Source organism: Chitinophaga eiseniae (assembly GCF_012641265.1).
GTDB classification, from domain to species: Bacteria; Bacteroidota; Bacteroidia; order Chitinophagales; family Chitinophagaceae; genus Chitinophaga; species Chitinophaga eiseniae_A.
The window spans coordinates 50478-77386 of the sequence record NZ_JABAHZ010000009.1; the positions used below are offsets into that span (position 1 = coordinate 50478).

General features: G+C 47.2%; 19 protein-coding genes. 3 read left to right on the forward strand and 16 right to left on the reverse strand.

Annotated elements, in window-relative coordinates:
• The first annotated feature begins 318 nt into the window (after nucleotides 1-318).
• Together HGH91_RS27065 and HGH91_RS27070 are read left to right on the forward strand one after the other, a co-directional pair.
• A complete protein-coding gene (locus HGH91_RS27065) occupies nucleotides 319-726 on the forward strand; it encodes a DUF6934 family protein (RefSeq protein WP_168742266.1) in 408 nt (135 codons plus the stop codon).
• Nucleotides 723-887: a hypothetical protein gene (locus tag HGH91_RS27070; protein ID WP_168742268.1), complete on the forward strand. Its 165-nt coding sequence runs from the start codon at nucleotides 723-725 to the stop codon at nucleotides 885-887. Before HGH91_RS27065 ends, HGH91_RS27070 begins: the two co-directional genes overlap by 4 nt.
• 161 nt (nucleotides 888-1048) lie before the next feature.
• Here HGH91_RS27070 and HGH91_RS27075 read toward each other — a convergent pair whose 3' ends face one another.
• The 16 genes from HGH91_RS27075 to HGH91_RS27150 form a co-directional block, all read right to left on the reverse strand.
• Entirely contained in the window at nucleotides 1049-1219 is a 171-nt protein-coding gene (locus HGH91_RS27075; protein ID WP_168742269.1) for a hypothetical protein, read from the reverse strand.
• A gap of 170 nt (nucleotides 1220-1389) precedes the next feature.
• A complete protein-coding gene (locus HGH91_RS27080) occupies nucleotides 1390-2727 on the reverse strand; it encodes an alkaline phosphatase family protein (protein ID WP_168742271.1) in 1338 nt (445 codons plus the stop codon).
• 13 nt (nucleotides 2728-2740) lie between these two features.
• Nucleotides 2741-4156, reverse strand: coding sequence for a tetratricopeptide repeat protein (locus HGH91_RS27085; protein ID WP_168742273.1), 1416 nt, complete (start codon nucleotides 4154-4156; stop codon nucleotides 2741-2743).
• Between the two features lie 10 nt (nucleotides 4157-4166).
• Nucleotides 4167-7304: a TonB-dependent receptor domain-containing protein gene (locus tag HGH91_RS27090; RefSeq protein WP_211092447.1), complete on the reverse strand. Its 3138-nt coding sequence runs from the start codon at nucleotides 7302-7304 to the stop codon at nucleotides 4167-4169.
• 170 nt (nucleotides 7305-7474) lie between these two features.
• The gene (locus HGH91_RS27095; protein ID WP_168742277.1) at nucleotides 7475-8425 is read right to left on the reverse strand and encodes a FecR family protein; all 951 of its coding nucleotides are present in this window, start codon (nucleotides 8423-8425) and stop codon (nucleotides 7475-7477) included.
• Nucleotides 8426-8491: 66 nt separating this feature from the next.
• Nucleotides 8492-9088, reverse strand: coding sequence for an RNA polymerase sigma factor (locus HGH91_RS27100; RefSeq protein ID WP_168742278.1), 597 nt, complete (start codon nucleotides 9086-9088; stop codon nucleotides 8492-8494).
• Between the two features lie 68 nt (nucleotides 9089-9156).
• Entirely contained in the window at nucleotides 9157-10968 is a 1812-nt protein-coding gene (locus HGH91_RS27105; protein ID WP_168742280.1) for a DUF4091 domain-containing protein, read from the reverse strand.
• Between the two features lie 36 nt (nucleotides 10969-11004).
• The gene (locus HGH91_RS27110) at nucleotides 11005-11547 is read right to left on the reverse strand and encodes a gluconate 2-dehydrogenase subunit 3 family protein (protein WP_168742282.1); all 543 of its coding nucleotides are present in this window, start codon (nucleotides 11545-11547) and stop codon (nucleotides 11005-11007) included.
• Nucleotides 11548-13248 (reverse strand): GMC oxidoreductase, encoded by a 1701-nt coding sequence (locus HGH91_RS27115; protein WP_168742284.1) that lies wholly within the window; start codon nucleotides 13246-13248, stop codon nucleotides 11548-11550.
• Nucleotides 13249-13277: 29 nt separating this feature from the next.
• Complete coding sequence (locus HGH91_RS27120) at nucleotides 13278-14138, reverse strand: ROK family protein (RefSeq protein WP_168742285.1); 861 nt, start codon at nucleotides 14136-14138, stop codon at nucleotides 13278-13280.
• 1 nt (nucleotide 14139) lies between these two features.
• Nucleotides 14140-14874: a glucosamine-6-phosphate deaminase gene (locus HGH91_RS27125; RefSeq protein ID WP_168742287.1), complete on the reverse strand. Its 735-nt coding sequence runs from the start codon at nucleotides 14872-14874 to the stop codon at nucleotides 14140-14142.
• Nucleotides 14875-14882: 8 nt separating this feature from the next.
• The gene (locus HGH91_RS27130) at nucleotides 14883-15980 is read right to left on the reverse strand and encodes a Gfo/Idh/MocA family protein (protein WP_168742289.1); all 1098 of its coding nucleotides are present in this window, start codon (nucleotides 15978-15980) and stop codon (nucleotides 14883-14885) included.
• A gap of 9 nt (nucleotides 15981-15989) precedes the next feature.
• Complete coding sequence (locus tag HGH91_RS27135; protein WP_168742291.1) at nucleotides 15990-18227, reverse strand: glycoside hydrolase family 3 N-terminal domain-containing protein; 2238 nt, start codon at nucleotides 18225-18227, stop codon at nucleotides 15990-15992.
• A 32-nt stretch (nucleotides 18228-18259) separates the two neighbouring features.
• The gene (locus tag HGH91_RS27140; RefSeq protein ID WP_168742292.1) at nucleotides 18260-19075 is read right to left on the reverse strand and encodes a family 16 glycosylhydrolase; all 816 of its coding nucleotides are present in this window, start codon (nucleotides 19073-19075) and stop codon (nucleotides 18260-18262) included.
• A 31-nt stretch (nucleotides 19076-19106) separates the two neighbouring features.
• Complete coding sequence (locus tag HGH91_RS27145) at nucleotides 19107-20642, reverse strand: RagB/SusD family nutrient uptake outer membrane protein (protein ID WP_168742294.1); 1536 nt, start codon at nucleotides 20640-20642, stop codon at nucleotides 19107-19109.
• A 71-nt stretch (nucleotides 20643-20713) separates the two neighbouring features.
• Nucleotides 20714-23794: a SusC/RagA family TonB-linked outer membrane protein gene (locus tag HGH91_RS27150; protein ID WP_168742296.1), complete on the reverse strand. Its 3081-nt coding sequence runs from the start codon at nucleotides 23792-23794 to the stop codon at nucleotides 20714-20716.
• A gap of 195 nt (nucleotides 23795-23989) precedes the next feature.
• On the opposite strand from HGH91_RS27150, the gene HGH91_RS27155 reads away from it, so the two are divergent.
• Entirely contained in the window at nucleotides 23990-26899 is a 2910-nt protein-coding gene (locus HGH91_RS27155; protein ID WP_168742297.1) for a triple tyrosine motif-containing protein, read from the forward strand.
• Nucleotides 26900-26909 lie beyond the last annotated feature (10 nt).

Sequence of the window (26909 nt, forward strand, 5' to 3'; positions counted from 1 at the left end):
CTTCCAATAGTTACGCTAATTGCACTCTTCATAAAAGGTATTATTATACCAGTTGTTTACTGTCAAAATACGACAAATATTGCAGCCTTACTTAATATTCAAATAATAAATAGTAGCTATATTTTTTAGATAAATACCAAAGCGAATACACATATGCAAAGTAATTACAGAAATGAATCCTTCTGTAGATATAAGGATAGCCAATCAACGAACAAATCGCATTCTCCAATAAATTCATGAATAAAATTGGCTAAAAATAGCGGTGTTTTTATAGGTACCTTTTTCCACTTTAGAGACTATCTAAATAATAAAAAAGTGATGAAACACGAAGTATATAAAAACATCAGCGTTTCAAGCAACCATAGTTTCTTCGAGTTCTTTAGTATTGGCCCTAATGGTGTAATCCTAAAGAGAATAACATTCGCGCCAACAGAAAATGGAAACATAGTAAGCCTTGCATTTGGTGATATTGATATAAATGGAAAAATGGATGATTGCATTATTAGCAATAATGGAGACAGAGATAAAATTCTCGCAACGGTATGCCAGGCTATACTACTATATTTAGAAAAGTATCCAAACAGGATTGTATATTTTCGAGGTAGTACAATAGAAAGAACCAGGCTCTATCGAATACTAATCAACAATAATATTAAAGAATTTGAATTACAATATGATATCTGGATAGAGCATCAAAAAGAAAAATGTGTAACTTTACAATTATGAAAAAGAAAATAATCAAGGTAAAAAGCGAATTATCTCAACAGGAAATCACTTTAACTGTTGATAAAAAACTGGACAGTTTAAATCCTAAAGATTTTGCTCCTAAAAAGCTGGAAGCCGCCAACAAGGCGTTACCTAAAATGGCAAACCTTATTAGTAAATAAAACTTTTTATACCTGGAAGTCACCTGCTTTGGGGCAGGTGACTTTTTATTTTTATCAATCTGAAAAAAACTCTTTCATTTTAATAATTGTCTCTGTCCCTTTTTGCAGTAAACGCTCATTACTCTGTCCTCAAATTCTTTGTCGGATTGGCAATAGCAGCTTTAATAGTAGAAGCCCTCTACTGTAAACCAGGCTATCAGGATAGACAACAAAAAGGTGATGATGAAAAAGTCGGCCCGCAGATTAACCCTGAAACTATATTGTTGTAGCCATCCATTCATAAAATACCAGGCTACCGGCGCAGCGATGACGAAGGCGAGCCGAACCAACATGAAGGAAACCAGTCCATATAAGCCCAGGCAGGAAATAAATACAGCGATGCCTGCGAAAATGCTGAATAAATGGGTTAGCTGCAGAGGTCATCTTACAACAAAGGAGTCCTGCACAGTCACATAATTGTGCAGGACTCTCATCAACGTCATTCGTCTCTATCTCAATACTTTTATTTCGCCAACATACCAGGGTATATTATCCCATCAACAGCCGGCATGCTAATGCCCAGCAATTTCGCCACCAGGGGCGCTATATCTGTCAGGTCCATTACAGGTACTTTCACCTCTTTTGCCAGGCCTGCGCCATAGGCAACGAAGCCGGTCTGTATCTCCCGGAAGTCAGGGAAATAGCCATGTGCACCACCCTTTGCCTTTTTCACCGCAGCGCCATCGCTGCTGCCTGAAAAAGAAACACCCTGCACGGCGGTAAGCGCCAATACAGCATCCAGGTCGGCGCCAGTTTGCGCCAGTTCGGGCTGCTCAATTACACGAAATTGCTTCCTGATACCTACAGGCAAATCTTTCAGTATGCCTTTTACCTGCTGCAACGTTTTCACATCATTCTTATCTTTCAGTTTCAGAAAGGTAGACCCTCCTCCACTATGGAACATTGCCTTCCAGGCAGAAGGATTGCTCTTGTTGCCGCATAAACCTTTCTCCGCCAGCCATACATTAGGCGCCAGGGAAGTATGCGTATCTACAAAGCCATGATCACCGGTAACAATCACCGCGGTGCTGTCGGCAATGCCTGCAATCTGAATCGCCTCCAGGATGGTACCAATGCCGTGATCGGCGGCAGCTACAGCGGCGGGCACCTCTTCCCCATCCCGGCCTTCACGATGCTGCACCTCGTCGGTGCAAGGCAGGTGAATAGTGAGAAGATTGGGCTTATACTTACGGATAAGATACGCCGCCATCCTGCTCAATGTTTCATTCATGCCCAGGTAACGGAGGTTCATATCAGTAGATTGCAACTCCCCGGTAGCATAGCGCTGTACTTCTTCGAAAAGACCGGCTGGCGTGGCCTGCTCGCTGGTAGGCTTCCGGCGGTCGCCGGGATTATCCAGGGAAAACGTTTCGGGAATATTGTATTTAACAGGCGCACCTACCGACACCGGCCAGGAAACAGACGCTGTTACTTTGCCCGCTTTCCCTGCAGCGTCCCATAAAGTTTCGGCAGTGATGTTTTTGGTTTCAGAATACCATCTGCCGCTGGCGCCTTCCGGCTCGAAAGGTGTATTGTACCAGATGCCGTGTTTGGCAGGCTTTACGCCGGTAATAATGGTGGTATGGGAAGGATAGGTAATAGTAGGAAAGATACCGTTCACCCCTGTGGCATGTACTCCCTTCTTCATCATTGCCTGTAAATTAGGAGCAGGCCAAGATTTATCGAGATAGAAGTCTGGCCGGAAACCATCGATACTTACTACAATCACATACTTCGCCTGTTGAGCCATGGCACAGTACCCCGATAACAGGATAGCGCCTGCCAATATTATTCTCTTCATGATATTTTTTGAATTAGTTAATGAATGGGAAAATTTCTTTTGCATGTTTGTTTTTTACCAGCACGGCATTCATGTCATACTTCATCACTACCACGCCTGCGGCCTTATCATAGGTAAAGTCATCCATGCCGCGTTGCAGCGGGATAAACGCAGGAATCTGTGCCTTCACATATGCTGCTGTAACATTCGGATTATTCTGCTGTTCTGTTTGTGATACGGGGAACTTAATACCCAGATCCGTCATCCGGCGGCCTTCTGCCATAAAAATTTCCTGGCGCAGGCGGTAAAGAATATATAACAGCTGATCTTCGGTAACGGCAGCATCGAGGTCATTGGCGGTCACCATGGTGCCGGAAACCGTATATACCTTAACGTTACCCGCTTTCCGGTCGAGTACATAATTACTACGCAAGGTGTCTTCAGCACTGAAACGAACCTTTACTGCGGTGAGCGGATAGTCGTTCCTGTTACCACCATTCCTTGTTTCCTTTTTATCATCCACCATGGTAAAGGGCCTGTTGGCTACTACCTGCAACAGCTGCTTCAGGGTATTTCTTCCCAGGGAGATGTTACCGCCGGAGAGCTGCGTTTCAGCGAGAATCAGCCACGCTTCTTCTGCTTTTACGATGGTCACTGGTTTCTGGTCGCTGGCAGCAAGACCGGTATGGAAATATTTAGGGTCCAGGAAATCGAGGCGGGGCAGCGGGGCAAACTCATTGTTCGTTGAGGAGAACAGGTAAGTCTGCATATCGTTTGACACACCGTTTACGCCATCATATTTCACCTGGCGGAGCAAAGTCGTGCTGGAGGTAGCGTCCTGGGCAAACTTCGCCGCATTGGCCGCATCGCCCAGGGCATAGTAAGTCCTGGCTTTCAGCAGCGTGTATGCTTTTTTCTCATCAGCATCCGGTTGCAACGCCAAAGCCCTATCCAGCATATCCAGCGCAAGCCTGAAATGTTCTGCCGGTTTGAGCACCGGTCCCAGGTTGCTGCCGGGAAGCCCCACAAACAACTCTCCGCTCAACAGGTGAGCGAATGCACCACTGAAATATACCTCCGCAGAGTCGGCAGCGGTACTGTTGGGATCAGCGGGCAGTACTTTCGACAGCCCATATTCCGACATGGTACGCAGGCGATGTACCTGTATCTGCAGGTTATTTACGTCCACATCAAAATAATCGATCTGGGGTATATCAAATACTTTACTGCTAAGCGTACGGTTATTAAAATAGTTGTCGGATACCAGTTCCGTGGATACTACCACCTGGTTCATAGTCAGCGCCAGCTGACGTTTCAAGCCCGTCACCCAACTGCTCGCAGCATTGGGATTAGCAATAAATACGGGTTCTGTTACATTCGGATTCAACACTGAACAGCTGCTGAATGCCAGCGCGCCAGCTGATACTATAGTGAGGATATATCTTTTCATGATGGTAGTCTTAGAAGTTTAAACGTAAAGTGCCCAGGAATTGACGCGGCGCCGAATAGGTAGCATAAGAGATACCGCCTGTGGTAGCTCCTCCCTGCCCTTGTGCGCTTCCGCTGATAGTTGCTTCCGGATCAAAGGAGGAAGTGGCGAAATTCAACGGGTTCACGGCAGAGAAGCTAACGGTAGCAGATTTCACTACTTTGCGGAGCGTATATGGCTTCCAGGAATAGCTGCATCCAATCAGCCTGATCTTCAGGTAATCGGTTTTCTCGGTAAACATATTCGTGAAGTTCAACCAGTTGGTCCGTTTGTTCTTGTCAATTTCTGCCTGCGGAATGCCTTCATTGTCTGCGCCGTAATTGAAGCGGAACTGGCGGTCGAAAGAGTTGGCATAAGCACCTTTTTGATAGTCACCGTTGGCAAAGAAATTAAATTGTTTGTAGCGCAGGTTAATGCCCAGGCTACCGAAGAGGTTGGGAATGGTAGTTCCCAGGTTCTGCTGGGCCAGGGTTGACTGCAATACGCCATCGGCGCCAAATATGCCGTAGTTACCACGGAGGAAACCGATAGGATAACCTTCCTGCACCACGGTTTGAATGGTACGGGCACTGAATCCATTGATGTTGAATGGCGCCGCACCGGCTGCATATTCCACGTTATTGTATAAAGTATTCAGGGAAACGTTCACGCGAAGCGTCACGTCTTTTTGATCGATGGGAATGCCGGTGAGGCTGAACTCCCAGCCGCGGTTGAGTATCTTGCCCACATTGTAGAGCTGAGAGACTGATTCTCCCGAAGAAGGTGTTGGCGGCACGCTAAATAGTGCTCCTTTCGTAAGTGCATTGTACCATCCGGCAGATACCAGCAGACGATCTTTCAAAAAGCCCATGTCTACGCCCACCTCAAAGGTGGCTGTTTTCTCCGGCTTCAGGTTGTCGTTACCAGGTTGTCCAAAAAATGCAGCCTGTTCGTTATTGTATCCCTGGAAAGCGATGGTGCGTTCATTTGCAAAGGCGGTTGGCAGGTTACCCGCAATACCGAATCCACCACGCAATTTAGCAGACGATATTACACGCGCCATCCGCTCAAACCATGGCTCTGCACTGGGGATATAAGAGATACCCACTTTGGGATAATACTGTACGCCAATGTTACGGCCAAAAGCAGGATTACCGTCGCCGCGCAGCCCCAGATCCAGAAAGAGCTTATTTTTAAATCCTATGTTTTCCTGCACGTAAACACCCCAGTTCACCATTTCCAGGTAAAACTCATCGCTGGTTTTAACGGTGGCATCCTTGATATTCTGCGCGCCATCGCGGATATTGCTTCCATTGTAAGCGATCTGCTGGTCTTCATTGCGGAAAAACTGCGTACCGGCGGTTGTTACGAAGGAGAAATCACCGGTTTTAAATTCGTGCTGACCATTCAGTTCCAGCGTAAGGCCCAGGTATTTGCGATCGTTATTGTTAACGCTACCCTGGTTTTTTACCGGGTTTCCGCTGGTAAAGGAAAGATACTGGTTGGTGGTGATCACCTGGTTTTTCTGTACCCGGTAGTCGATACCGCCGGTAGCTTTAATCACCAGGTTTTTCAGCGGACGGTATTTGAATGACTGCGAGGTTTGAAAACGGTTAACGACAATATCATTATCCTGTAAACGTTCTGCTTCGCGCACATAGTCCTTCATACGCTGGAAGGCGGTATCAGACAGTTCATCTATCTTAGGGTTAAACATAGGTCCTGTGATGGCTGAAGCGCCGCTTTCGGTAAACCACAATCCTGTATAGCCGCCCTGGTTGCCATTTCTATTGCGTTTGTACTGGTTATTTACATAAGTAAAGGAGCTTTCATAAGTTACCTTCTCTCCCAGTCCCGCGCGGAAACCCGTGCTGAAGTCTATCTTCTTGTTCCTGTTCTGGTTAAAAATTTCGGTACCCTGGGAGTTGAGATAGTTACCGGAAAAGCTGTATCCAAACTTATCACCACCACCGTTCAAACCAATATGGTGCTTCTGGAAAAAACCAGTCTGCATCAGCAGTTCCTTAGTACGTTTAAAATGGAGGAAGTCAGCCGTTGGCGTTTCTACGCCCATCTGTGTTTCCACGTTAATGGCCGTATTATCGGCCCCACCTTTTTTGGTAAAAATCTGGATAACGCCGTTGGCCGCATCGGAACCATAGAGGGTGGTAGCGGCGCCTCCATTAATATATTCTATCTTGTCGATATTATCCATCGGTATATCTGCAATGGCGCTGATAGCAGCTCCCTGCGCGCTTCCGCCACCCATGGCCGACACCGTGTTAAGGTTATCCATTCTTACGCCATCCACATAAATGATCGGTGTTGAATTGATGAAGGCAGAGTTCACGCCCCGGGCACGGATGAGCGATGTCGCGCCTGATTGTCCGCCGGTCAATTTAATCTGTGCGTTGGGAAGACGCGACTGTAACAGCTGGTCTATTCTCCCCGCAGGCACATCTTCAATATCCCTGCTGCCGATGCTCACAATGTTCGAGGACAAACGGCGACGGGAAATATCCACGCCCTGGCCGGTTACCACTACCTCATCAAGCCCGAGCCGGTCTTCTTCCAGCTGTATTTGCAGGTTAGCCGCTTTATTTTTATTGATAGCAATTTCCTGTTTTTTAAACCCAAGGAAATACACCACCAGCGTAGCTTCTTCTTTACCAGCAGGGAAGCTCAGTGAAAACCGGCCATCAATATCGGTTTGCGTACCGGTAGAACTACCTTTGATACTGATGCTTACACCAGGAAGTGATTCCCTGGTTTTACCATCAATGACACGCCCCGTAATTTTTATATTCTGTTGCTGGCCATTAGCCTGGATCAGGAGGTATTTGTCGTTGATCTGCACTACATCTACCGGGAAAGAGCTCAGCAACTCTTTTAAAACAGCTGATACAGTTTTATTCGTGGCGCTGTAACTCACTTTACTATTTGCCGGAATTGCCGCCACGTCGTAGCCAATCGTCAGCGACGACTGCTTCTCTATCAGCTGCAATACTTGCTTCATAGATAAGTCCTTTGCCGTTACATTTACCTTAATCGTTTCCATTGACTGCCCGTCCATACTGGTGGCAGACGCCAAACAGGTGGATAAGCATGCGAGAAAGAGTGTTAGCCTCATTTTTAAGGAAAAAAGAGTTTGGACCGGTTTCATACAACCGGTGTAAAAATTTCTCATCTTTGTAGTGTTTTTTAATGTTAGCCGTTAAAAAATACTGTGCCCTTTAACAGGTCGCAGCTTGTAACCGGGGATGTTGGTAGCACCTCCGGTTTCTTTTTTCAGATTACGCTTTAGTGTCCATAAGTCTTACTGTATATGTTGATTTGACGCGCTGCATTTTTATAGGTGATGCCAGTCAGGCCGGCGAGTACATGGAGTATATTAGTAAGTTTCTCCTGCCGGAAAACAATGCTGTATCGTATGGTATCCGCCGCAGTGCTATACAGGCGGATCTTATCGGGATATTGTCTGCTTATTTCTGCTACTATCTCTGGTAAAGTATTGCCATTAAAGCTCAGTATTCTTTTCTGCCATTGCCCTATTACCTGCGGGTCTTCAAAACCCTTCACCACGCTGCCGGTGCTGGTGCTGTACTGTAATGTTTCGTGCTGCTTTAACAAACTGGCATGTTCCCCGTCTTCATTAATCATTACCTTCACACCTCCACTGGCTACAGCAATCTTTGCCAGCTGTTCATTGGGATAGGCGCGGATATTGAAGGCAGTACCCACCACGGTAGTGGTGAGCTGCTTATAGTGTACGCGGAAAGGACGATTGGGATCCGATTTTACGTCAAAAAAAGCTTCCCCTTCCAGGGAGAGGTTGCGCGCTGTTTTCCCAAAGGCTGCATCAATACTAAGTCTGCTGCCTGCATTGAGTACCACAATACTACTGTCGGGGAGCACTATCCGCCGGGTAACGGCGTTTCCTGTTTGTACAATTTCCGGAGCGGCATCGGACGTACGGTACAAGTATCCTGCAACACCCACCACCGCCAATACTGCGGCCGCATAGGAAAGCCATCGTCTTAACGGCTTTACCGGTGCTGTAGCAGCATGTACCTGCTGAAGTATAGATTTTTGCAGAGCAGCCCTCTCCTCCTCTGACAGCCCGCTTTGCGCACTATCAGGCAATTGATCATACCAATGGTTTACCCGCTTGTTTTCTTCAGCAGTGGTTTGTTGCAGCAGGTATCGCTTCAACAAAGACTTAATATCGTTGGGCTGTTTGAATTGGTCCATACCATAAGAATCTGCTACAGGAAGGCAAAGTACCGCGAAAGTATGTTACGGAATTATTAAGGAATTTTAATTAGACAGCGAGAGCAATAACATTAATGTGCCCAGGTAGTGGCCATTTTCGTGCAGGCGCGTACGCAAGGTTCTAAGCGCCAGGGTAATATTATTCTTAACGGTTTGTTCAGAGAGCGAGAGCTTTAAGGCTATGTCTTTCATACTCATATTAGCCTCGCGGCTGAGCAGGTAGGGTGTTCTAAGCCTTTCCGGCAGGAGACTCACTTCCTCCCGGATACAGTGTTCCAGCTCCTTCAGGTAAATTTTAGATTCAAAATTGTCCTCTTTTTCATAGTCGGCGGCTTGTTCCAGTAATATATCGTTGTACACCGTGGTACCTGGTTTCGCAAAATAATCGATGATGGTGTACCTGGCAGCCTGGTAGAGATATGCATTCAACCGTCCATTGTCGCCCACGTAAAGACGTTCACGCGAATTCCAGCAGCTGATAAAAATATCCTGGACCATATCCTGGGCATCTGCGCTCTGCCTTATCCTGGATTTTATATATATGAATATTTCCTCCCAATATCGATTCACCAGGTTAGTGAAAGCAGCATGATTCCCCTCTTGAATCAGTGATAACAACTGACGGTCCGTTAGCTTTTCCATATCGGGGGCAAACTTAATATCCAGATATGAACTGAATATTAAGTTGCTGTTTTAAATGAAATGCAGTTTTACTGCCCCACCGCATCACTCAACGCTGCTACCAGCGCCCTTCCTTTATCTACATCTCCCGTAATCTTCTCTTCATTAAAATCATGTTCCTTAGCGAAAACTCCCAGATGCTGCTCCAGGGCCTGCCAGGCACGCTTCGCCGCCTTGCTGCCGGATGCTGCCACCTGCGCTTTCAGGATACGGATCTTTTCGTAATCCACAATTCCTTCACGTAGTTTCTCGAACCGGATACAACTATTGCCACCGGGATATACCAGGAAACAATCGCCCGCCGGCCATCCACCAAAACGGGCATCCCGCACCGGGTCTTCCGGCCATCCGTCGTAGGCCCAGCGCAGGAAGCCATCGTAGCCACGCGCAAAGGAATACCAGCTGATCCAGCGCCCTTCGATCGGGGGAGAAAATACAAAGTTGTTGGGCACCGGCGGATTACAGCATACATAAAAAGTAGTGGTAGCCCCCCGGGCGCTTCGTTGCCGTTGCTGGGCGTCTGTAGGTTCTTTGCCGTACAGGTAACAGTAGTCATCGAGTAAGGTGTCTAACTCTTTGTGCCAGTTACCCGCATAAGTGATACGCCATTGGGGAGAATGCTTCTTTATCACTTTGATGGCGGCCAATGTTTGCTCCATCTCATTTTCATTGATGCCCAGGTAAGTCTTGTTAAACCAGCCTTTCTTTTCCAGGTGTGCCTTCAGGTCATTTAAGAAATCATGCCAGCGGGTGCGGTACACGGCTGTTCCCGGCGCCCATTGTTCATAAACATAATTGCCGGTGGCCGCATCGGTATAACGGAAACGGTTACCCCAGGGAACGGGCGTATAGATAGTGATGGCTTTGTCGATACCCAATGCCATGGCCATTTCTACATATTCGTCGAAGATGCGGTAGTCATATTTCCAGGAGTCGTCCCTCTCCTTAATCCAGGTGATCATGCCTCCCTCTATCATATAGGAATTATCTGACCAGGGGGAATGTACGCCATAGGTGGTAATGTATTTACCGCCGGCATCGGCATATAGTTGCAGGTGTTTTTTCAACAACGCCTTGTGCTCGGCCGACCATGGCTCCAGGTGATTGGCCCAGGCCACCGTCCAGGGGTTCTGCCAGAGATCCAGGCGGTATTGCCAGTCGTGCGGCGGCGGCAGTAGCTGCCGTTGCACCCTGATCTTCATATATAGTGTATCGGTATACCGTTCAGTATGTACCAACACTTTTCCGGTGTATTGCCCCGGCGCTGCATCTGCAGGTACATCGAGTGAAAGCCATACCGGCCGGGTCGTTCTGCCTGGCAGGTCGAACCGGTCGAAGTCTTCAAACCGGTCCGGCATCAGGAAACCTTGTTTATAGGGCGTTCCCTCGCAGGTAGCATCTTTGGCTCCATAAGGATAGTTGGATAATACATAGCGCACTAAATGCAGTTTGGTGTGCTGGTGATGAATCACCTTCCCATTTTCATTGATGAGATCACCCACGGTAAACCGCACCTGGCGCAGGCTGTCGGGCGACCATACCAGCAATTGTGCATTCAGCCTTTCATTTTTCCAGCCGGTAGCTTCCCAGGTGGCAGTCACCTTTTGCGATGGTACTGCTGTTCTGAAATAAGCCTGTTCCGTGGAACCGAAAGCCACATGCAACCCGCTTCCCTGGCCCTTCCAGGCAGCGGAATCTACCAGCTCATCAAACGTATATTCCGGCTGATAATGTGGGGCCAGCGCCGGTAAATGGGCAGCATCTATTTGCCCGGAGTGTTGTGCAAAAGCTGTTGCTGAAACCAGGCAACCTATGATGGTTAATTTCTTCACGCGCTTCATTTAAAATGTGACAGTTGCAGGGGCGTGCTCTATTGCTTACGACCACGCCGTTTCTCCATTATAGGCAACACACCCTTCGTATTTCTCCGGCACAGGAAGGTAGCGTAGTACCTGTGTAGCGCCGGCCTTAGAAGTAAAGAAACCCAGTAAGGTCAGTTGCTTCATGAGTGTAAAATAATGAGGCGCATCGTCTTTGTTATGTTGACGCTTTGCTGCTTCATCGATGCCGGTGAGCAGCGATTGCTTTTGTTCCGTAGAAAGTTGTATAAAAGGCTGCTTAAACTTTTCTTTTGACGCCGTATTCAATTGTGTAATTCCCTGTTTCAATAACTGCTGTTGCGTGTTATCATAACAATCAGCGGCATACAAGGCCATGAACTTACCCACTTCAGCGTCTTTCGCTCCCGGCGTACTGGTGCGGGGAATAATAGTTTCCGCCACCTCGTCCAAAAAGGTGATATCATTATTGCTGAAAAGAGGCCCCTTTTGTTCTTTACATCCGGAGAGAAACAGCTCGCCGCCAACAAATGCTGCCCCGGTCAGCACGGCGATCGTTTTGATTAATTCGCGACGGTCCATTTACAACGCTCCTTTTTTTAGCTGATCCACTGCATAGTTAGCAGCTCTCGCGGTTAATGACATATAGAGAATAGAGGGACTCTGGTTGCCCGTACTTGTCATACAGGCGCCGTCCGTCACGAATACATTTTTACAATGATGTAACTGGTTCCATTCATTCAGTAAGGAAGTAGCAGGATCTTTCCCCATGCGTGCCCCACCCATTTCGTGTATATCCAGTCCCGGCGGCTGATGGTTGTCGTTCACCACTATATTCTTAGCGCCTGCGGCGGTGAGCATGGCTTTTCCCTGTTCAATAAAATCCTTTACCATCCGGTCATCATTGTCGTCATAATCTACGGAGGTGATCAGCAAAGGAATGCCCCATTCATCTTTTTTATCTTTGCTCAGCCTTACATGGTTGCTTTCCTTGGGAATGGTTTCGCCCTGCATATACATATAAGCGCCCCATTTCCCCGGTTTGCTGATCGCTTCTTTGAACCCAGGGCCTACTGCAGCCGGCATGTTTTTGTCGCTTAACTTTTCGCGGTAAGCAGCGCTGAAGATGACGTAGCCACCCACAAAATCCGTGTCTTTTTCATACACGTTGCGGAAGTTGGGAATAATACATTCCGACGGTTTAGATACCTTATAGTACTTATCTTCAAAGCCGTCGAACTCCCCGCTCATGCCAGCCCGGTAATTATGAAAGCAAATATATTTCCCCAGCAACCCGTTGTCATTCCCCAACCCATTCGGAAACCGTTTGGAGGTAGAGTTCAGTAAAATAAGATTGGTATTTAAGGCGGAGGCATTGAGAAAAATAATCTTTGCATGGAATACCGTCGCTTCTTTTGTTTTGGCGTCGATTACTTTTACACCTGTGGCCTTACCAGATTGCTCATCATAAATAATAGAATGCACTACGGAAAAAGGCCGTATGGTGAGGTTTCCTGTTTTTTCCGCCCACGGAAGTGTGGATGCGTTGGAGCTAAAGTAGCCGCCAAAGGGGCATCCACGCATGCAAAGATTGCGGCTTAAACACTGGCGATGCTGTTCTTTTTGAATCTCCTGCGGCAGCGTTACCTGGGCCCACCTGCCGGATACATAGTGGCGATTGAACTTATCTTTCACCACATCGCTTATATGCTCCTCTACACAATTCAATTCAAATGCTGGCTGGAATTCTCCATCCGGCATCGTAGCAATGCCTTCTTTGTTTCCACAAACGCCAATGAATTTTTCGACGTGGCTATACCAGGGCGCAATATCTTCGTAGCCAATGGGCCACTCAATCCCATACCCATAGCGATGCGGGGCGGTAAAGTCCATTTCGCTCCAGCGGGCGCAGGCCCGTCCCCATATGAGCGATTTTCCGCCTACCTGGTACCCGCGTATCCATTCAAAAGGTTTTTCCTGGATATAGGGATGATCGGCATCTTTTACAAAAAAATGTGCGGTGCTGTCGTCATATCCTGCCGCCCTGCTGATATAAGGATTGGCCTTCAGTACCTCTTTCGGCACAGCGCCGCGGTACTTAAACTCCCAGGACGGCGTATTGGCCGTAGGATAGTCCTTTACATGTTCCACATTTCTCCCCCGTTCCAACACCAATGTTTTCATTCCTTTTTCACACAACTCTTTCGCAGCCCAGCCTCCGCTGATACCACTACCAATCACAATGGCATCAAAATGCTTGGCAGCATCTGTATTATCGGCCATACATAAAAATTTTATTGGTTATTCATTGACTATGGGCGTCTGTCAGCGGTTGGCAAATGCAATGCTGCTGCGCCTAAAATATTACCATTAATGAGGGAAGACGTTTCTATCTTCAGCGCCGCAAGGGAGCGACTGAATCCAAAATCGCCCAGTGTTTCCCACATGCTTTTTGCGTAAAACGCGAAGGCTGCTTTCACGGCGCCACCGATAACAATACATTCCGTGTCCAGCACGTACAGGATCAACTTAATGGCTTCACCCAAATGACGGCCAAAATCTTCATACATTTTTATGGCCTCCTGCTCCCCTGCTATTGCCCGTCTGTATGCCTCTTCCCCTGCCGTTTGATATACATTTGTGAAAAAACGTCCGCTGACATAATACTCAATATTTTTACCCAGGTAAGGTATCATACCAAATTCACCTGCTCCTCCGTGCTTCCCGGTAAATAATCTTCCATCAGCTATAATTCCCGCTCCCAATCCGGTTCCTATCGTCAATCCCACCAGGGAGCTGCATGAACGCCCGGCGCCGAAATGAAATTCCCCCAACGCGAAACAGTTGGCATCATTTTCAATTTTGACAGCTACCTGGTAGCGCTGCTCCAGCACTGTCCGGAGGTCGGTTTCATTCAGCGATGGAATATTCACGATATCATAGGGTATCCTGCTCGTGGGATCTACCAGTCCCGGTACACCTATCCCGATGGCCTTCACCCCTGGGTTGATGATTTTGTCGATAATGCCAAAAATCTGTTCCAGGATTTGCGTCCTGTTTCCCTGTGCATACAGGGGTTGTGCAACAACAGGCTCGCGAATGTTTTCATTGACAATGCCGGCACGTAAATTAGTTCCTCCCAGGTCAACGCCTATTATCTGCGTTTTCTCCATATCATTGTTTATTTGATAATGCGGCTGCCCCAGCGGCGTCTAAAAAAACGGTAACCGATGGGTGCTGTAGGAGGAGGCTGGCCGGCACCTCATTTGTTGCAGGCTCCTCCAGCATCTTACGGACAATGGCCGCTTTGTGCTGACCACTCACCATTAAGATGATATGCCTGCTTTCTGAGAGCGTACCCATTCCTAAAGTGATCCCTTTATCCAATACCTGGGGATGGGTAAAATACTTTTGCCCCACCTGCTTCGTTACGGGATGCAGTGCTATTACCTGTGTCCTCCCGTCTATGGCGCACCCCGGTTCATTCATGGCAATATGTCCATTCATGCCTACGCCCAGGATAGCTACATCTATTCCGTTTCTTTCGCTGATAAACTGCTCTGCTGCGGAACATTCTCCCGGAAGATCCGCGGAACGGCCGTCGAAGAAGCAAATGTTATTTTCGGAAACACCGAGCGGCCGGAACAGGTCTTTGTCGATAGAATACCGGCAGCTACCCTCATCTGTTCCGTTAAGTCCTACCCACTCGTCCAATCCTACAAAACTCCAGTCAGTTACCTCCATTTGTTTTTCCTGGTATTTTTCCGCGAGCGCCTTGTATAAGCCCGCCGGCGTATCGCCGGATGCGGGGCATAGCAGCGGCTTATCATACGCCGACATCAGCTGTATCACCTGCTCCGCTACTTTCGCTGAAAGCTCAGCATATGTTTGACAGATCTCTATTTTCACTCGTCTGGTTATTTAGTGGTGGTGGTGGGGGTCAACCATAGATCAATAGGCTTTTCTACCTGCTGGTTAAAGGGAAGCGTTATCCGTTTGCCCTGCCCTGCAGATGCGTAGGCGGCATAGATAATTTCCAATACCGCTCTTCCATCTTTTCCCGTTACCAGCGGTTCGCGGTCGTATTGTACACATTCGATAAAGTGTTTCAATTCCTGCGGATATCCCTGGTTAAAGGCTTCTTCGAAGATGCAGAAGCTCCATCCTACGGTAGTATCTGTCTTTTCCATGGCATAACCGTAGCCATTTTTACTGTAGGCCAATACGGAGTTCCCGGTAAAAAGGTCCGCATAAGCCACCCCATCCAGGCCATGAATTTCACTGCGGTCATCCATTCCGCCTTGTTTGGCCCAGGAGTTTTCGACTACGCCTGTTACACCATTTTCAAATTCTATGATCACCACGGAGTTATCTTCTCCCCTGGTCCTGTTCTTGTGGAGCACCGTCTTCATAGATGCCGTAACACTCACGGCTTTGCTGTTCTTCAACATCCACCGGAACCAGGCGATACCATGGCAACCCATGTCCATCAGTACGCCTCCACCAGATTGATTTATATCATAAAACCAGTCGGAATGGGGACCAGAATGTTTCTCAGACTGCTTTAACAGGTATACTTCTCCCACAGCTCCTTCTTCCACCAGTTTCCGGGCACGTTCGTATTTGGGTGCAAAACAAAGTTCTTCTGCATACATCAGCTTTACCCCAGCCGCATCGCAGGCCGCAATCATTTCGTCTGCTTCTTCCAGTGTAACCGCCAAAGGTTTTTCAATAATAATGTGCTTCCCGGCGGCAGCAGCTTTCAGCGTTGCTTCCTTATGCAGGAAATTAGGGAGACAAATATCTACCACGTCAACATCTACCTGTTGCAACAACTCATCTATGGAAGAAAAATGCTGCGCAATATGATGCCTGTCGGCAAAGGCTTTTGCTTTCCCGGCATTTCTTGCATACACTGCTACAACTTCCGCTTCCGGAACAAACCGTGTATAACTTTCCATATGGATATCAGCAATAAATCCGGCTCCTAACAGGGCGACTTTCACTCGTTTCATAGTTTAATGTTAAAGTGGTTCACTAAAAATATTATTGATGGTAGCTGTTTGCAACCTGATATCATCAGACGCACTGCCAATCATGATCTGGCATGCTACAGGCAGTACAACTTTCTCTAATTTTTCATTGTAAGAACAGAGTTCTTCTTTTGTAAATACTATGGTAACTGCTTTAGTTTCGCCCGGTTGAAGGAAAACTTTTTTAAACCCTTTTAATTCTTTTACGGGACGCAGCGGCCTGGATACAATATTATGAATATACAACTGGGAAGTTTCTTCTCCTGCATAACCACCTGTATTTTTTACCTGGAAGGACACTTTTATATTTTCTTTCCCGGTTATCTCCCATTTCAGGTCGCTGTAAGCAAAGCTGGTGTAGCTTAATCCATGTCCAAAAGCATAACGGGGAGAATTGAGCAGATCGGTATAAGCCGACTTATAAAACCTGTCGGTATCGCTTGCCGGCGGCCTTCCCGTGCTATAGTGATTATAGTAGATGGGAATTTGCCCTTCCGAGCGGGGAAATGTCATGGGCAGCTTTGCGGAGGGATTGTATTTACCCAGCAATACATCTGCCATGGCGTTTCCTCCCTGGCTTCCTAACCACCAGGCGTATACGATTGTGGGTACATGTTCTGACGCCCAATCGAACACTATGGGCCGCCCAGCCATCAATACCAACACTACCGGCTTTCCTGTTGCCACAATTGCCTTTACCAGTTCTTCCTGTATGCCCGGAAGATGTATGCTGGACCGGCTTTTAGCCTCCCCGGTCATGTCGGGGGCCTCACCCACCGCCATAATCACCACATCTGATTGCCGGGCTACCGTTACTGCTTCATCGAAGCCGGCGCGGGAAGAATCTGTGATACCACAGCCACGGGCATACAACAGTTGTGCATCCGGAAGCTGTGCCTGCAAGCCATCCATCAGCGATGGGATATCTTCACCAGGATTGACATTCAAAGACCAAAACCCTTTTAATTCCTTCTTTGCTTTTACCAACGGGCCAATTAAACCTATGCTTTTGCCAGGCGTAATCGGTAAGAGATGTTGGTCGTTTTTCAGCAACACGATGCTCTTTCTTGCCACTTCCCTTGCTACAGCGAGGTTTTCCGGGGTATAGAGCAGTGTTTGTTCCCGTTGGGCATCAATAAACCGGTAGGGATTTTCAAACAATCCCAGCTCAAATTTTTTCGTAAGTATCCTGCGAACGGCATCATCGATCAGCCGCACGTCTACTTTCTTATCTGCTACCAGCTGTTGCAGATGCCCGATATAACTCCCGCTTTCCATGTCCATATCGCTCCCGGCCTGGATAGCTACAGCCGCTGCTTCGTAGTTATCTTTCACATACCCGTGGCTGACCATCTCTCCTATAGAGCCCCAGTCGCTGACTATAAACCCTTTGAAATTCCATTTTCCTTTGAGAATATCCCGTTGCAGGTAACTGCTACCAGATGCCGGTATGCCATTCAGGTCATTAAATGAATTCATGAAGGTGGCTACACCGGCCTGCTGCGCAGCATAAAAAGGGGGCAGGTAAGTTTCCCAGAGGGAATGTAAACTCATGTCTACGCTGTTATAATCCCTGCCGCCAATGGCCGCGCCATAAGCTACAAAATGCTTGGCACAGGCCATAATCGCATCGGGGGCGCCCAGCCCTTTTCCCTGGAAGCCTTTTACCCTGGCAACGGCGATCTTTGATCCCAGGAAAGGATCTTCACCGGCGCCTTCCATCACCCTTCCCCAGCGGGGATCGCGGGCAATATCCACCATGGGCGAGAAAGTCCAGTTAATGCCGGATGCGGCCGATTCTATAGCTGCCACCCGTTCTGCTCTTTCAATAGCTTCCACATCCCAGCTGGCGGCCTGCGCCAGCGGGATGGGAAAAGTTATGCTGTAGCCGTGTATCACATCTTGTCCGAACAGCAGCGGAATTTTAAGCCGTGACTGCATCGCCGCATCCTGGAAAGCCTTTACATGTGCTGTACCCATGATGTTTAATACTGCTCCTACGCGACCAGCCTTAACGGCGGCTATCTTATCCCCCACCTGGGAAACAGGGCCGGTAGCTTCCCAGTTACCGTTATACTGGTTCAGCTGGCCAACCTTCTCTTCCAATGTCATCTTTGCCAGCAACGCATTTACACGTCCTTCTACGGTATTCACCTGGCAGATGGCTTTATCAGCAACGCATAACAAGGCGGCAGTCGCAACGACTGCATATATTTTGCTAAAAGGCATGATTCCCGTTCTTTGAAATTTTTATCCGGATGCTACTGCACCCATTCGTACATTCTTACATAATCCACCTGCATGGCTGCAGGGAACACCGCTTCATCCACACCTTCCTTTCCGCCCCAGTTGCCGCCTACAGCCACGTTCAACAGCAAATAGAACTTTTTATCAAACGGCCATCCTTCATGACCTTTGTGTTCATTTGCCACCTGGTAATACACCCTCCCGTCCAGCAGGAAGGTGATATTATCAGGGGTCCATTCTATTGCGTACACATGAAACTTGTCGTAGGGCTGTTTTATATAAACACCTTTTGTTTTCTGCGTTCCGATAATATGGTTGTACGTTTTGCTGTGCAAACTTCCAAAGATGCTGTCTTTCATATAACCCACATGCTCCATCACATCAATCTCTCCGCTTTCCGGCCAGCCGCCGTATTCGTCGTTGGTCGACAACATCCAGATAGCAGGCCAGAGACCTCTCCCTTTGGGAAGCTTTGCGCTTACCTCCAGCTTTCCATATTTCCAGTCGCCTTTGTTTTTGGTGATCATCCTCGCTGAAGTGTATTTGTGATCGCCGCTCCCGCCGTTCCTGGCGGTAATAGACAATTTACCATTTTCCACTTTCGCATTATTGATATCTGCGGCGGTGTAAAACTGCAACTCATTATTTCCCCAGCCAGACCTCCCGGTTTGATAGCCCCATTTGGTGCTATCCGGCAATCCGTTGTAGTTAAACTCATCGCTCCAGGTCAATTTCCATTTCGTATGACGTTTAATGGATTGGGCCTGGGATGTTGCGATAAAGCAACATCCCACCCAGGTTAAAACGAGACAATAGATACTTCTTTTCATTAGATTCAGTGCTTTCTTTACTATCATTAAATTATTTCAACAGGGAATTAATGTCTTCCTGTGCCTGTGGAATTGGAATGTATTCACTTCTTCCCTTTATAAACCCAGGGAGCACGGTAGCCGCCTGGTCGGTTCTCAGCAGGTCGTTAAATCGCTCGCCCCACCACTCACAGATCAATTCGGCATGGCGTTCATCCAACAGCTGTTGCAGGGTTACACCATTAATAGATGCCAGCTTTACCCGGTTTCTGACCAGGTTTACCTGGGCATCGCCGCTTTGACCTTTACGGATTTTAGCTTCTGCATTCATTAACAGCGCTTCTGCGTAACGCATGATACGAACGTTATTATTGGCGCCATAATAATCAACCCTGCCCGGTGTCATTTGTGAGCTCGGCGTGTATGATTTACCATTGAAATATTTCTTCCTGGATCCATTTCCGGAGATCGTATCACCATCTGGCGTAACGGAATAGGTACCGGGAGCGCCATTAACGCCACAATACTGGATCGCCATTTTTAACCGTACGCTATCATTACGTGATTTCAGGAAATCGACCGCTTTTTGTGTGGGCACCATCCAACCTGGGCCGGTAATAACTGAACTGTAGGTATTTTCAGGGCCCTGGAAGAAAAAGAAGTTACCCCACTCTTCACCGGGGCCACCGGAAATCACGATATCACCACTAGATTTTCCAAAATCAGAATATTGCAGTTCTAAAATGCTCTCATCACATAATTTACCGGGCATTTTAAACAGTTGTTGGTAATTACTGAACAGGGAGAATTTACCGCTGTTCACGATCTGGTTGGTACAATCCAGCACCACGTCCCAGTAAGTACTGCCATTATTGTTGCCTGCCAGGTCCATGGCTGCTTTGGCTTTCAGCATCAGTGCAGTATATTTGGTAACCCCGCCAACGTGCGTGGCGGCATTAGGCCGGGCATCTTCCAGGTTGGCGATACAGAAATCCATTTCAGCCATCACATATTTATTCACGTCTTCTATGCTGCTCTTTCCAACGGTTCCCAGCTTAGCCGGATCGTTGCTTTCCAATCCCAGGATGGGTACTGCGCCAAAGCTTCTGCCCAGCCAGAATTGGGCAAGCGCTCTGAAGAAACGTACCTCTGCCTGGTATTTTGCCAGCAGCTTGGTTTTGTCGGCATCGGAGGCGGGGATATTTTTTCCAAATTTGTCCAGCTCAGCCAATGCACTATTTGCACCCAGTACCACTGCATACATGCTGATCCACATGTCGTTGATGCCCCAGTAGCTTTTTACGGTTACATCGGTTTGAAAATTGTGGATACCTATTTGTCCGGCGTCATCATTTCCCGGCTCGATATCATCACTCCGGGAAGACCGGATGGCCATGCTGATCCATTTTCCAAAAGTGCCGCTGGAAGCGGTTCTGTATACACCAGACACCGGCTGGTACATTAATGATAAATCAGTATAATCGATAGTAGTTGCCTGCGGCTTATTTTCTGATGGCCGATCCAGGAACTTGGAGCAACCGGCAGATAAAAGCATTACGATGAGCAAAATTGATATGTAGTTTCTCATGTTTTCTTTTTTAAATTTTCTATAACGGGTATCAAGGAAACTTTTCGTGTATCCTTAAACGTGGGCTTTCTTTAGAAAGCAGCTCTAACACCTAAACTGTAGGAGGAAGAAACCGGGTACACATTGGCATCATAGCCAGATACCGGGTAACCGCCAGCGGTATTGGTACCCACTTCAGGTGTAAAGCCGTTGTAGCGGGTAAATATGAATGGTCTGTCGGCGGTGGCAAATACCCTCATGGCCACAGGCGATTGTTTGCCCACATTAAAGTTATATCCCAGCTGGATGTTCTGTACACGCAGGTAAGCACCGCTTTCTACAAAGAAGGAGTTGCTCACTTTAAACCAACCCTGTCCCAGGGCATAAGCAGAAGGATAGGCATTGGTTGATCCAGGGCCTGTCCACAGGTTTGATGCAAACTTTTCATCCAGGTTCAGGGAAGTGGAAGCTTTGTAAAGCCGTCCCCTGTTGAGATTGAAGATTTTATTGCCAGACACGCCCTGGAATGCCACGCTAAAGTCGAACTTCTTATAGGTAAGCGCTATATTGAAACCATAGGTAACCTTTGGCAAATAGCTGCCCATGTTGATACGGTCGTTATTATCTAATACTCCATCGCCGTTCTGGTCCTTATATTTTGGGAAACCGGGAACAATTTTCGAGGTAGCTGTCTGGTTATAGTTCTTTGCAATCGGATCGTTGTTGATTTCATCCTGCGTTTGATATACGCCGGTAAATTCATAACCATAGAAGTAGTTGATCGGTTGTCCTACAACGATACGGTTGGGAAATTCTGCGGTCCATTCAGGGAAGCCGCTGGTGGAACTGGGAAGCGTTCCCAAATCGGTCACCTTGTTTTTCAGTGTCGACATATTCGCGCCAACCTGGTATCCCAGCTCACCGATTTTATCATTCCAGCTCAGTGCCACATCCCAACCACTGTTCACCATACTTGCCCAGTTACCATATACACTCGCATAAGTGAAAGGAATGGGCTTGTTGAAGGCAGCCTTGGTAGTCTTCCTGTTGAAATAGTCAACGGAGCCTTTTAATCTTCCCTGCAGCAGTTCAAAGTCAACACCACCATCCCATTCGGTGACAACTTCCCAGGTGACATCTGTAAAGAACCTGTTCACAGAGTATCCGGGCACATATACGCCATTGGCGCCTGCTGTGCTACCGAAGACTGCAGATGCACTATTGCCGGTTTTTACGATAGCATAACCAGCATTTGAATTTACCCCGTCATTTCCAAGTTGTCCCCAGCTACCTCTCAGTTTTAAGAAATCGAAGATTTTCTGGTTCTTCATAAATCCTTCTCTGCTCAATACCCATCCAAGGCCCACTGACGGGAAATATCCCCATTTGGTCTGGTATTTCGAACTTCCATCTGCGCGGAAGGTGGCTGTAAGCAGGTACTTATTATCATAATCATAGGTACCGCGTGTAAAATAGGAAAGGCCGGCGTTACGGTATCCATCTTCTCCGTAGTAAGCTGCACTTGGCGTGCCCTGACCCGCGTACCACGCTTCTTCCACATTCGGTACATCATCAGCTTCGGTCCGTGTCTGACGCCACCGCTCTTCCCTGGTGGATTGTCCCAGTAACAGGCTCCAGTGATGCAACCCTTTGCTGTCCCGATAGGTAAGCAGGTTATCCAATATATAATTGGTGGTTCTTTCCTGGATAGATTTCAGATGAGATTTGACAGCACCATCAGCACCGGGGCCCAGGTTCCTGGCAGGCAGGTAATTTGTTCCCAGTAGCGAACCATAGATCTCGCTCAACTGGGACCTGAAAGTGAGTTTATTCTGCCAGAAACTGGCTTCACCATATATGGTGGGTAATATCTGGAAAGCCTTTGACCGGTCATAATTATAATAGGCGGAGGCCATCGGGTTTTTATCATCTGATCTTCCAATCACAGAAGCGGCGGTAAATTTCACGGGGAAAGCATTCACGTTGGCGTTGTCATATACCGGGAACAGCGGAGAAGCTGTATAAGCATCCAGGAAAGCGCCATAATTGGGATTAAACGTAGTAGAATTATTAAAGATGGCAGAGAACCCTACTTTCAGCCAGCTAAACGCCTTGGCTTCCAGTTGTAACCGGCCATTATATCTTTTAAAGTCGTTCAGGGCATTCAGGATACCATTCTGGTAGGTATAGTTCAGCCCCATGGAATAAGTTACCTTATCGCTTCCTCCCTGCACATCAATACCATGGTTTGTGATCATTGCACTTTTTCTCAATATCACGTCATACCAATCGGTGCTGGTAGTGGGATTAAGTCCGTTGCCACCAAATCTTTGAGAAGACAAAAGCACAGTACCGCTATCTGCCGCAGATCCACGTTGCAGCGAATACGAAGTATACTGTTGTCCATTGGCCATTTTGAGCACATGTGTGGGCTTTTGCACCCCTACATAACCATTATAGGTTACGCGGGTTTTCATATTGGCCTTTCCTTTTTTGGTGGTGATCAGCACTACGCCATTGGCAGCACGTACCCCATAGATGGCGGCGCCGGATGCATCCTTCAGGATCGACATGTCGGCAATATCGTTGGGATTCAGAAAACTAATGTCCGATACAAACATTCCATCCACCACATATAGTGGGTTTTCATTATTAAACGACCCTACACCCCGGATGCGGACATTCGGAGAACTGCCCGGGGCGCCACTGGCAACTACCTGTACGCCGGGAACACTTCCCTGGAGCGCCTCCATAGGAGTGGCGGTGGTCCGTTTAAGCATGTTTTCTGTATTAACCGTGGTAACCGGCGCCGTGAGGTCGGCCTTCTTCTGTGTACCATAACCTACCACTATTACTTCATCGAGACTGGTCCTGGAAGGCTCCAGCTGAATGTTCAACACCGTACCAGTAATAGCCACCACCCGGTTGGCAAAACCTATTGCTGATACTACGAGAGAATCTGAACCGGAAGGTATAGAAAGCGTAAATTCCCCGGTTACATTGGTGGCAGTCCCTATAGCTGTACCTTTTACACCTATCGAAGCTCCGATGACAGGTTCGTTTTTGTCATCTTTCACTGTACCCTTTACAATTTTGTTTTGAGCATAGGTGGTAAGATGAACAATAACAGAAAGCACAAGGAGGGTAAAAATTCTGAAGAACTTTTTTTTCATACGTGAGATTTAAGTTTTTTGGTCGTTCCTGATTAGCGAATCGTGGAGCAACAAATGTAACCTCACTGGTAAGAAAATGTTAAAAAACCACCACTTCATTACTACGTCTTATCACGTAATTCCCTATTTTTATGGCAAAAGACACTACTACAATACTACTACATCACTACTACTTCGTCGTGTGGGGATTGAAATATGAATAAGACACTGTTTAATATCCTGCTTTTCTTTGGGCTGTTATCCACTTGCAGCTCTACTGTTTATGCGCAAAATGGATGTGGACTCCCTGCTGTTGTCAACTATACAAAATTTGACTATCACGGGGGCAGCCAGAACTGGGGCATCGGACAAGATAAACATGGTGTGATGTATTTTGCCAATAACGACGGGCTCTTAAGTTTTGATGGAAGTCATTGGAAACTATACCCATTACCTAATAGCACAGTGATTTGGTCGCTCGCGGTTAGTGATGACGGGAAAATTTATGTGGGGGGCCAGGACGAGATCGGGTATTTCGCCCCGGGTTCCAATGGCGTACTGACCTATACTTCTTTAAAAGACAATATTCCGGAACAATACAAAAAATTTGCAGACATATGGCATATTGCCATTATGGGCAGCAGGGTATTTTTCCAGGGAGATGACCGCATCTTTGAGTATAACGGTAAATCGATCCGGGTACATTTTTCCAATGCGCAATGGTTTTTCATGGCCCGCGCCGGCGACCATATATATGCAGTTGATCGTGTGGCGGGGCTACTGCAATTCGATAACAACCAATGGTCACCTGTTCCCGATGGTAAGAAAATTGCCGGGACGCTCACTGCCGGTATCGTTTCAATGGGCCAGGACAGCGTTTTCATCATCAGCCGGACAAATGGCATCTTTTTATTACACAATGGCTCAATCAATCTGCAACCCAACAATCTACCCGGTCATCTTTATATCAATGGCGCCACAAAAGTAAATGACGCCGAATTGATGGTAGCCAGTTCCTCGGGGGGATCCCTGGTGGTAAATACCAGGAATAAAACCTGGCAGACTTTCTCCAATGACCAGGGACTTCAGAATAACAATGCCCTGAGCGTTTTCAAGGATGCCAGCGGCAACCTATGGACAGGGTTGAACAGCGGTATCAGTTATATCAACTACAACTCCGCTATCAGGTATCTCCAGGTGGGTAAAACCAACAACCTGCCAGGTTACTCCACCAGCATATTCAATAACAGGCTGTATGTGGCTACGTCCAACGGGCTGTATAGCGCCCTGTTGACCGATAATAAAAATATCCACGTCACCCAGGATGATTTTTCCCTGGTAAAAAATACAGAAAACCGGGAAGCCTGGAATCTTGCCGAGATAAACGGACATTTATTACTAGGCAGCGACAATGGCAGCTATGATATACAGGGAAATGAAGCCAGGCTGCTCTCCGGAGACGCCGGCAGTTGGTATTTCCTCCCACTCTCCTCCGTTTACCCCGTGCAGGATATTATAGTGGGCACCTATTATGGCTTAAAACGGCTCCGTTATGAAGGCAGTAATTTCAACGATGAAGGTAAAATAGCAGGAACACCCGACTCCTACCGGTTTATGGCGTTGGACAGCAACGGCGATATCTGGGCCTCCCATCCCTACCGGGGCATCTATCGCGTGAGTTTGTCACAAGACAAGAGAAAATACACCTTCCATCTATATACCTCCAACGACGGCTTGCCCTCTACCTTAAATAACTTTGTTTTCAAAATAAAGAACCAGGTCCTCTTTGCTACCGCAGGAGGGCTTTACGAATTCAATACCTCCACCAATAAATTTTTTTCTTCCAGGTTTCTTTCCGCCGTTTTTGGCCGGATGAAAATACGGTATCTCACGGAAGATAAAGAAGGTAACATCTGGTTCTGCGGCGAAAAGGGAACAGGTGTGGTGCATTTTTCCTCCACCGACACCACCCATTCGCCCAAAGTCACTTACTTCCCTGAATTAGCCGGGCAGCTCCTGCCAAAGTTTGAAAACATCTATGCCTATAACCCTGAAAATGTGTTTATCGGCTCCGAAAAAGGATTAATTCACCTCAACTATCAAAGATATACATCCGCCAGACAGCCCGTCACCGTTCGCCTGGGCATTGTAAAGACTACCAGCAAATCCGACAGCACTATTTTTGGCGGTTACCAGGACGCATACCTGGCGGCTTCTGCATCCGGCAGCAACAAGCACCTGCTGGAATTGCCATCCGCACACAATGCTTTTCATTTTGAATACAGCTCCCCGGTATATGATTTCCAACAAAGCATTACGTATAGTTACCAGCTGGAAGGGTACGATCCTGACTGGTCTTCCTGGGATAGTAAAACAGAAAAAGACTACACCAACCTGCCCAATGGGAAATATACCTTTAAAGTAAAAGCGAGGGACTACCAGCATAACGAATCCACCGTGGTGGCTTATAGCTTTATCATAAAAGCTCCCTGGTATAAAACCATCTGGGCAATGCTTTGCTATATGGCCATTGCCGCCGGCCTGATACTGCTGGTACGTAAATATTTAAAGCATAAGCTGCTGCTGCAACAACAAAAATTTGAAGAAGAGCAAAAGAAGCTCAAGTACATTCATCACCTGGAGCTGGAAAAAAATGAAAAAGAAATCATTAAGCTGCAAAACGAAAAATTGGCGCAAGAAGTACTGCTTAAGAAAAAAGAATTGGCCAATACCAGCATGCACCTGATGGAAAAAGCAGATACTTTAACCAAAATAAAGGAAAAGGTATCACGCCTCAACACCGACGCCAACCCCGACAATAACATTAAGAGTATCACCGACCTGATCAAGGATGCGGAAAAGATCAATGCTAACTGGGACGTGTTTGCAGCACATTTTGATGAGTTGAACGACGACTTCCTGAATAAACTGAAAAAACAATATCCCCAACTGACCAACTCCGATTTAAAAGTATGCGCTTATATTAAATTAAACCTGTCCACAAAAGAAATTGCGCAATTACTGAATATCACGGTACGGGGCGTAGAGGTAAGCCGGTACAGAATAAGGAAAAAGATGAACCTGCCCACGGAGCAGTCGTTAAGTACGTTTTTTAACCAGATTTAAGCTGGGATGC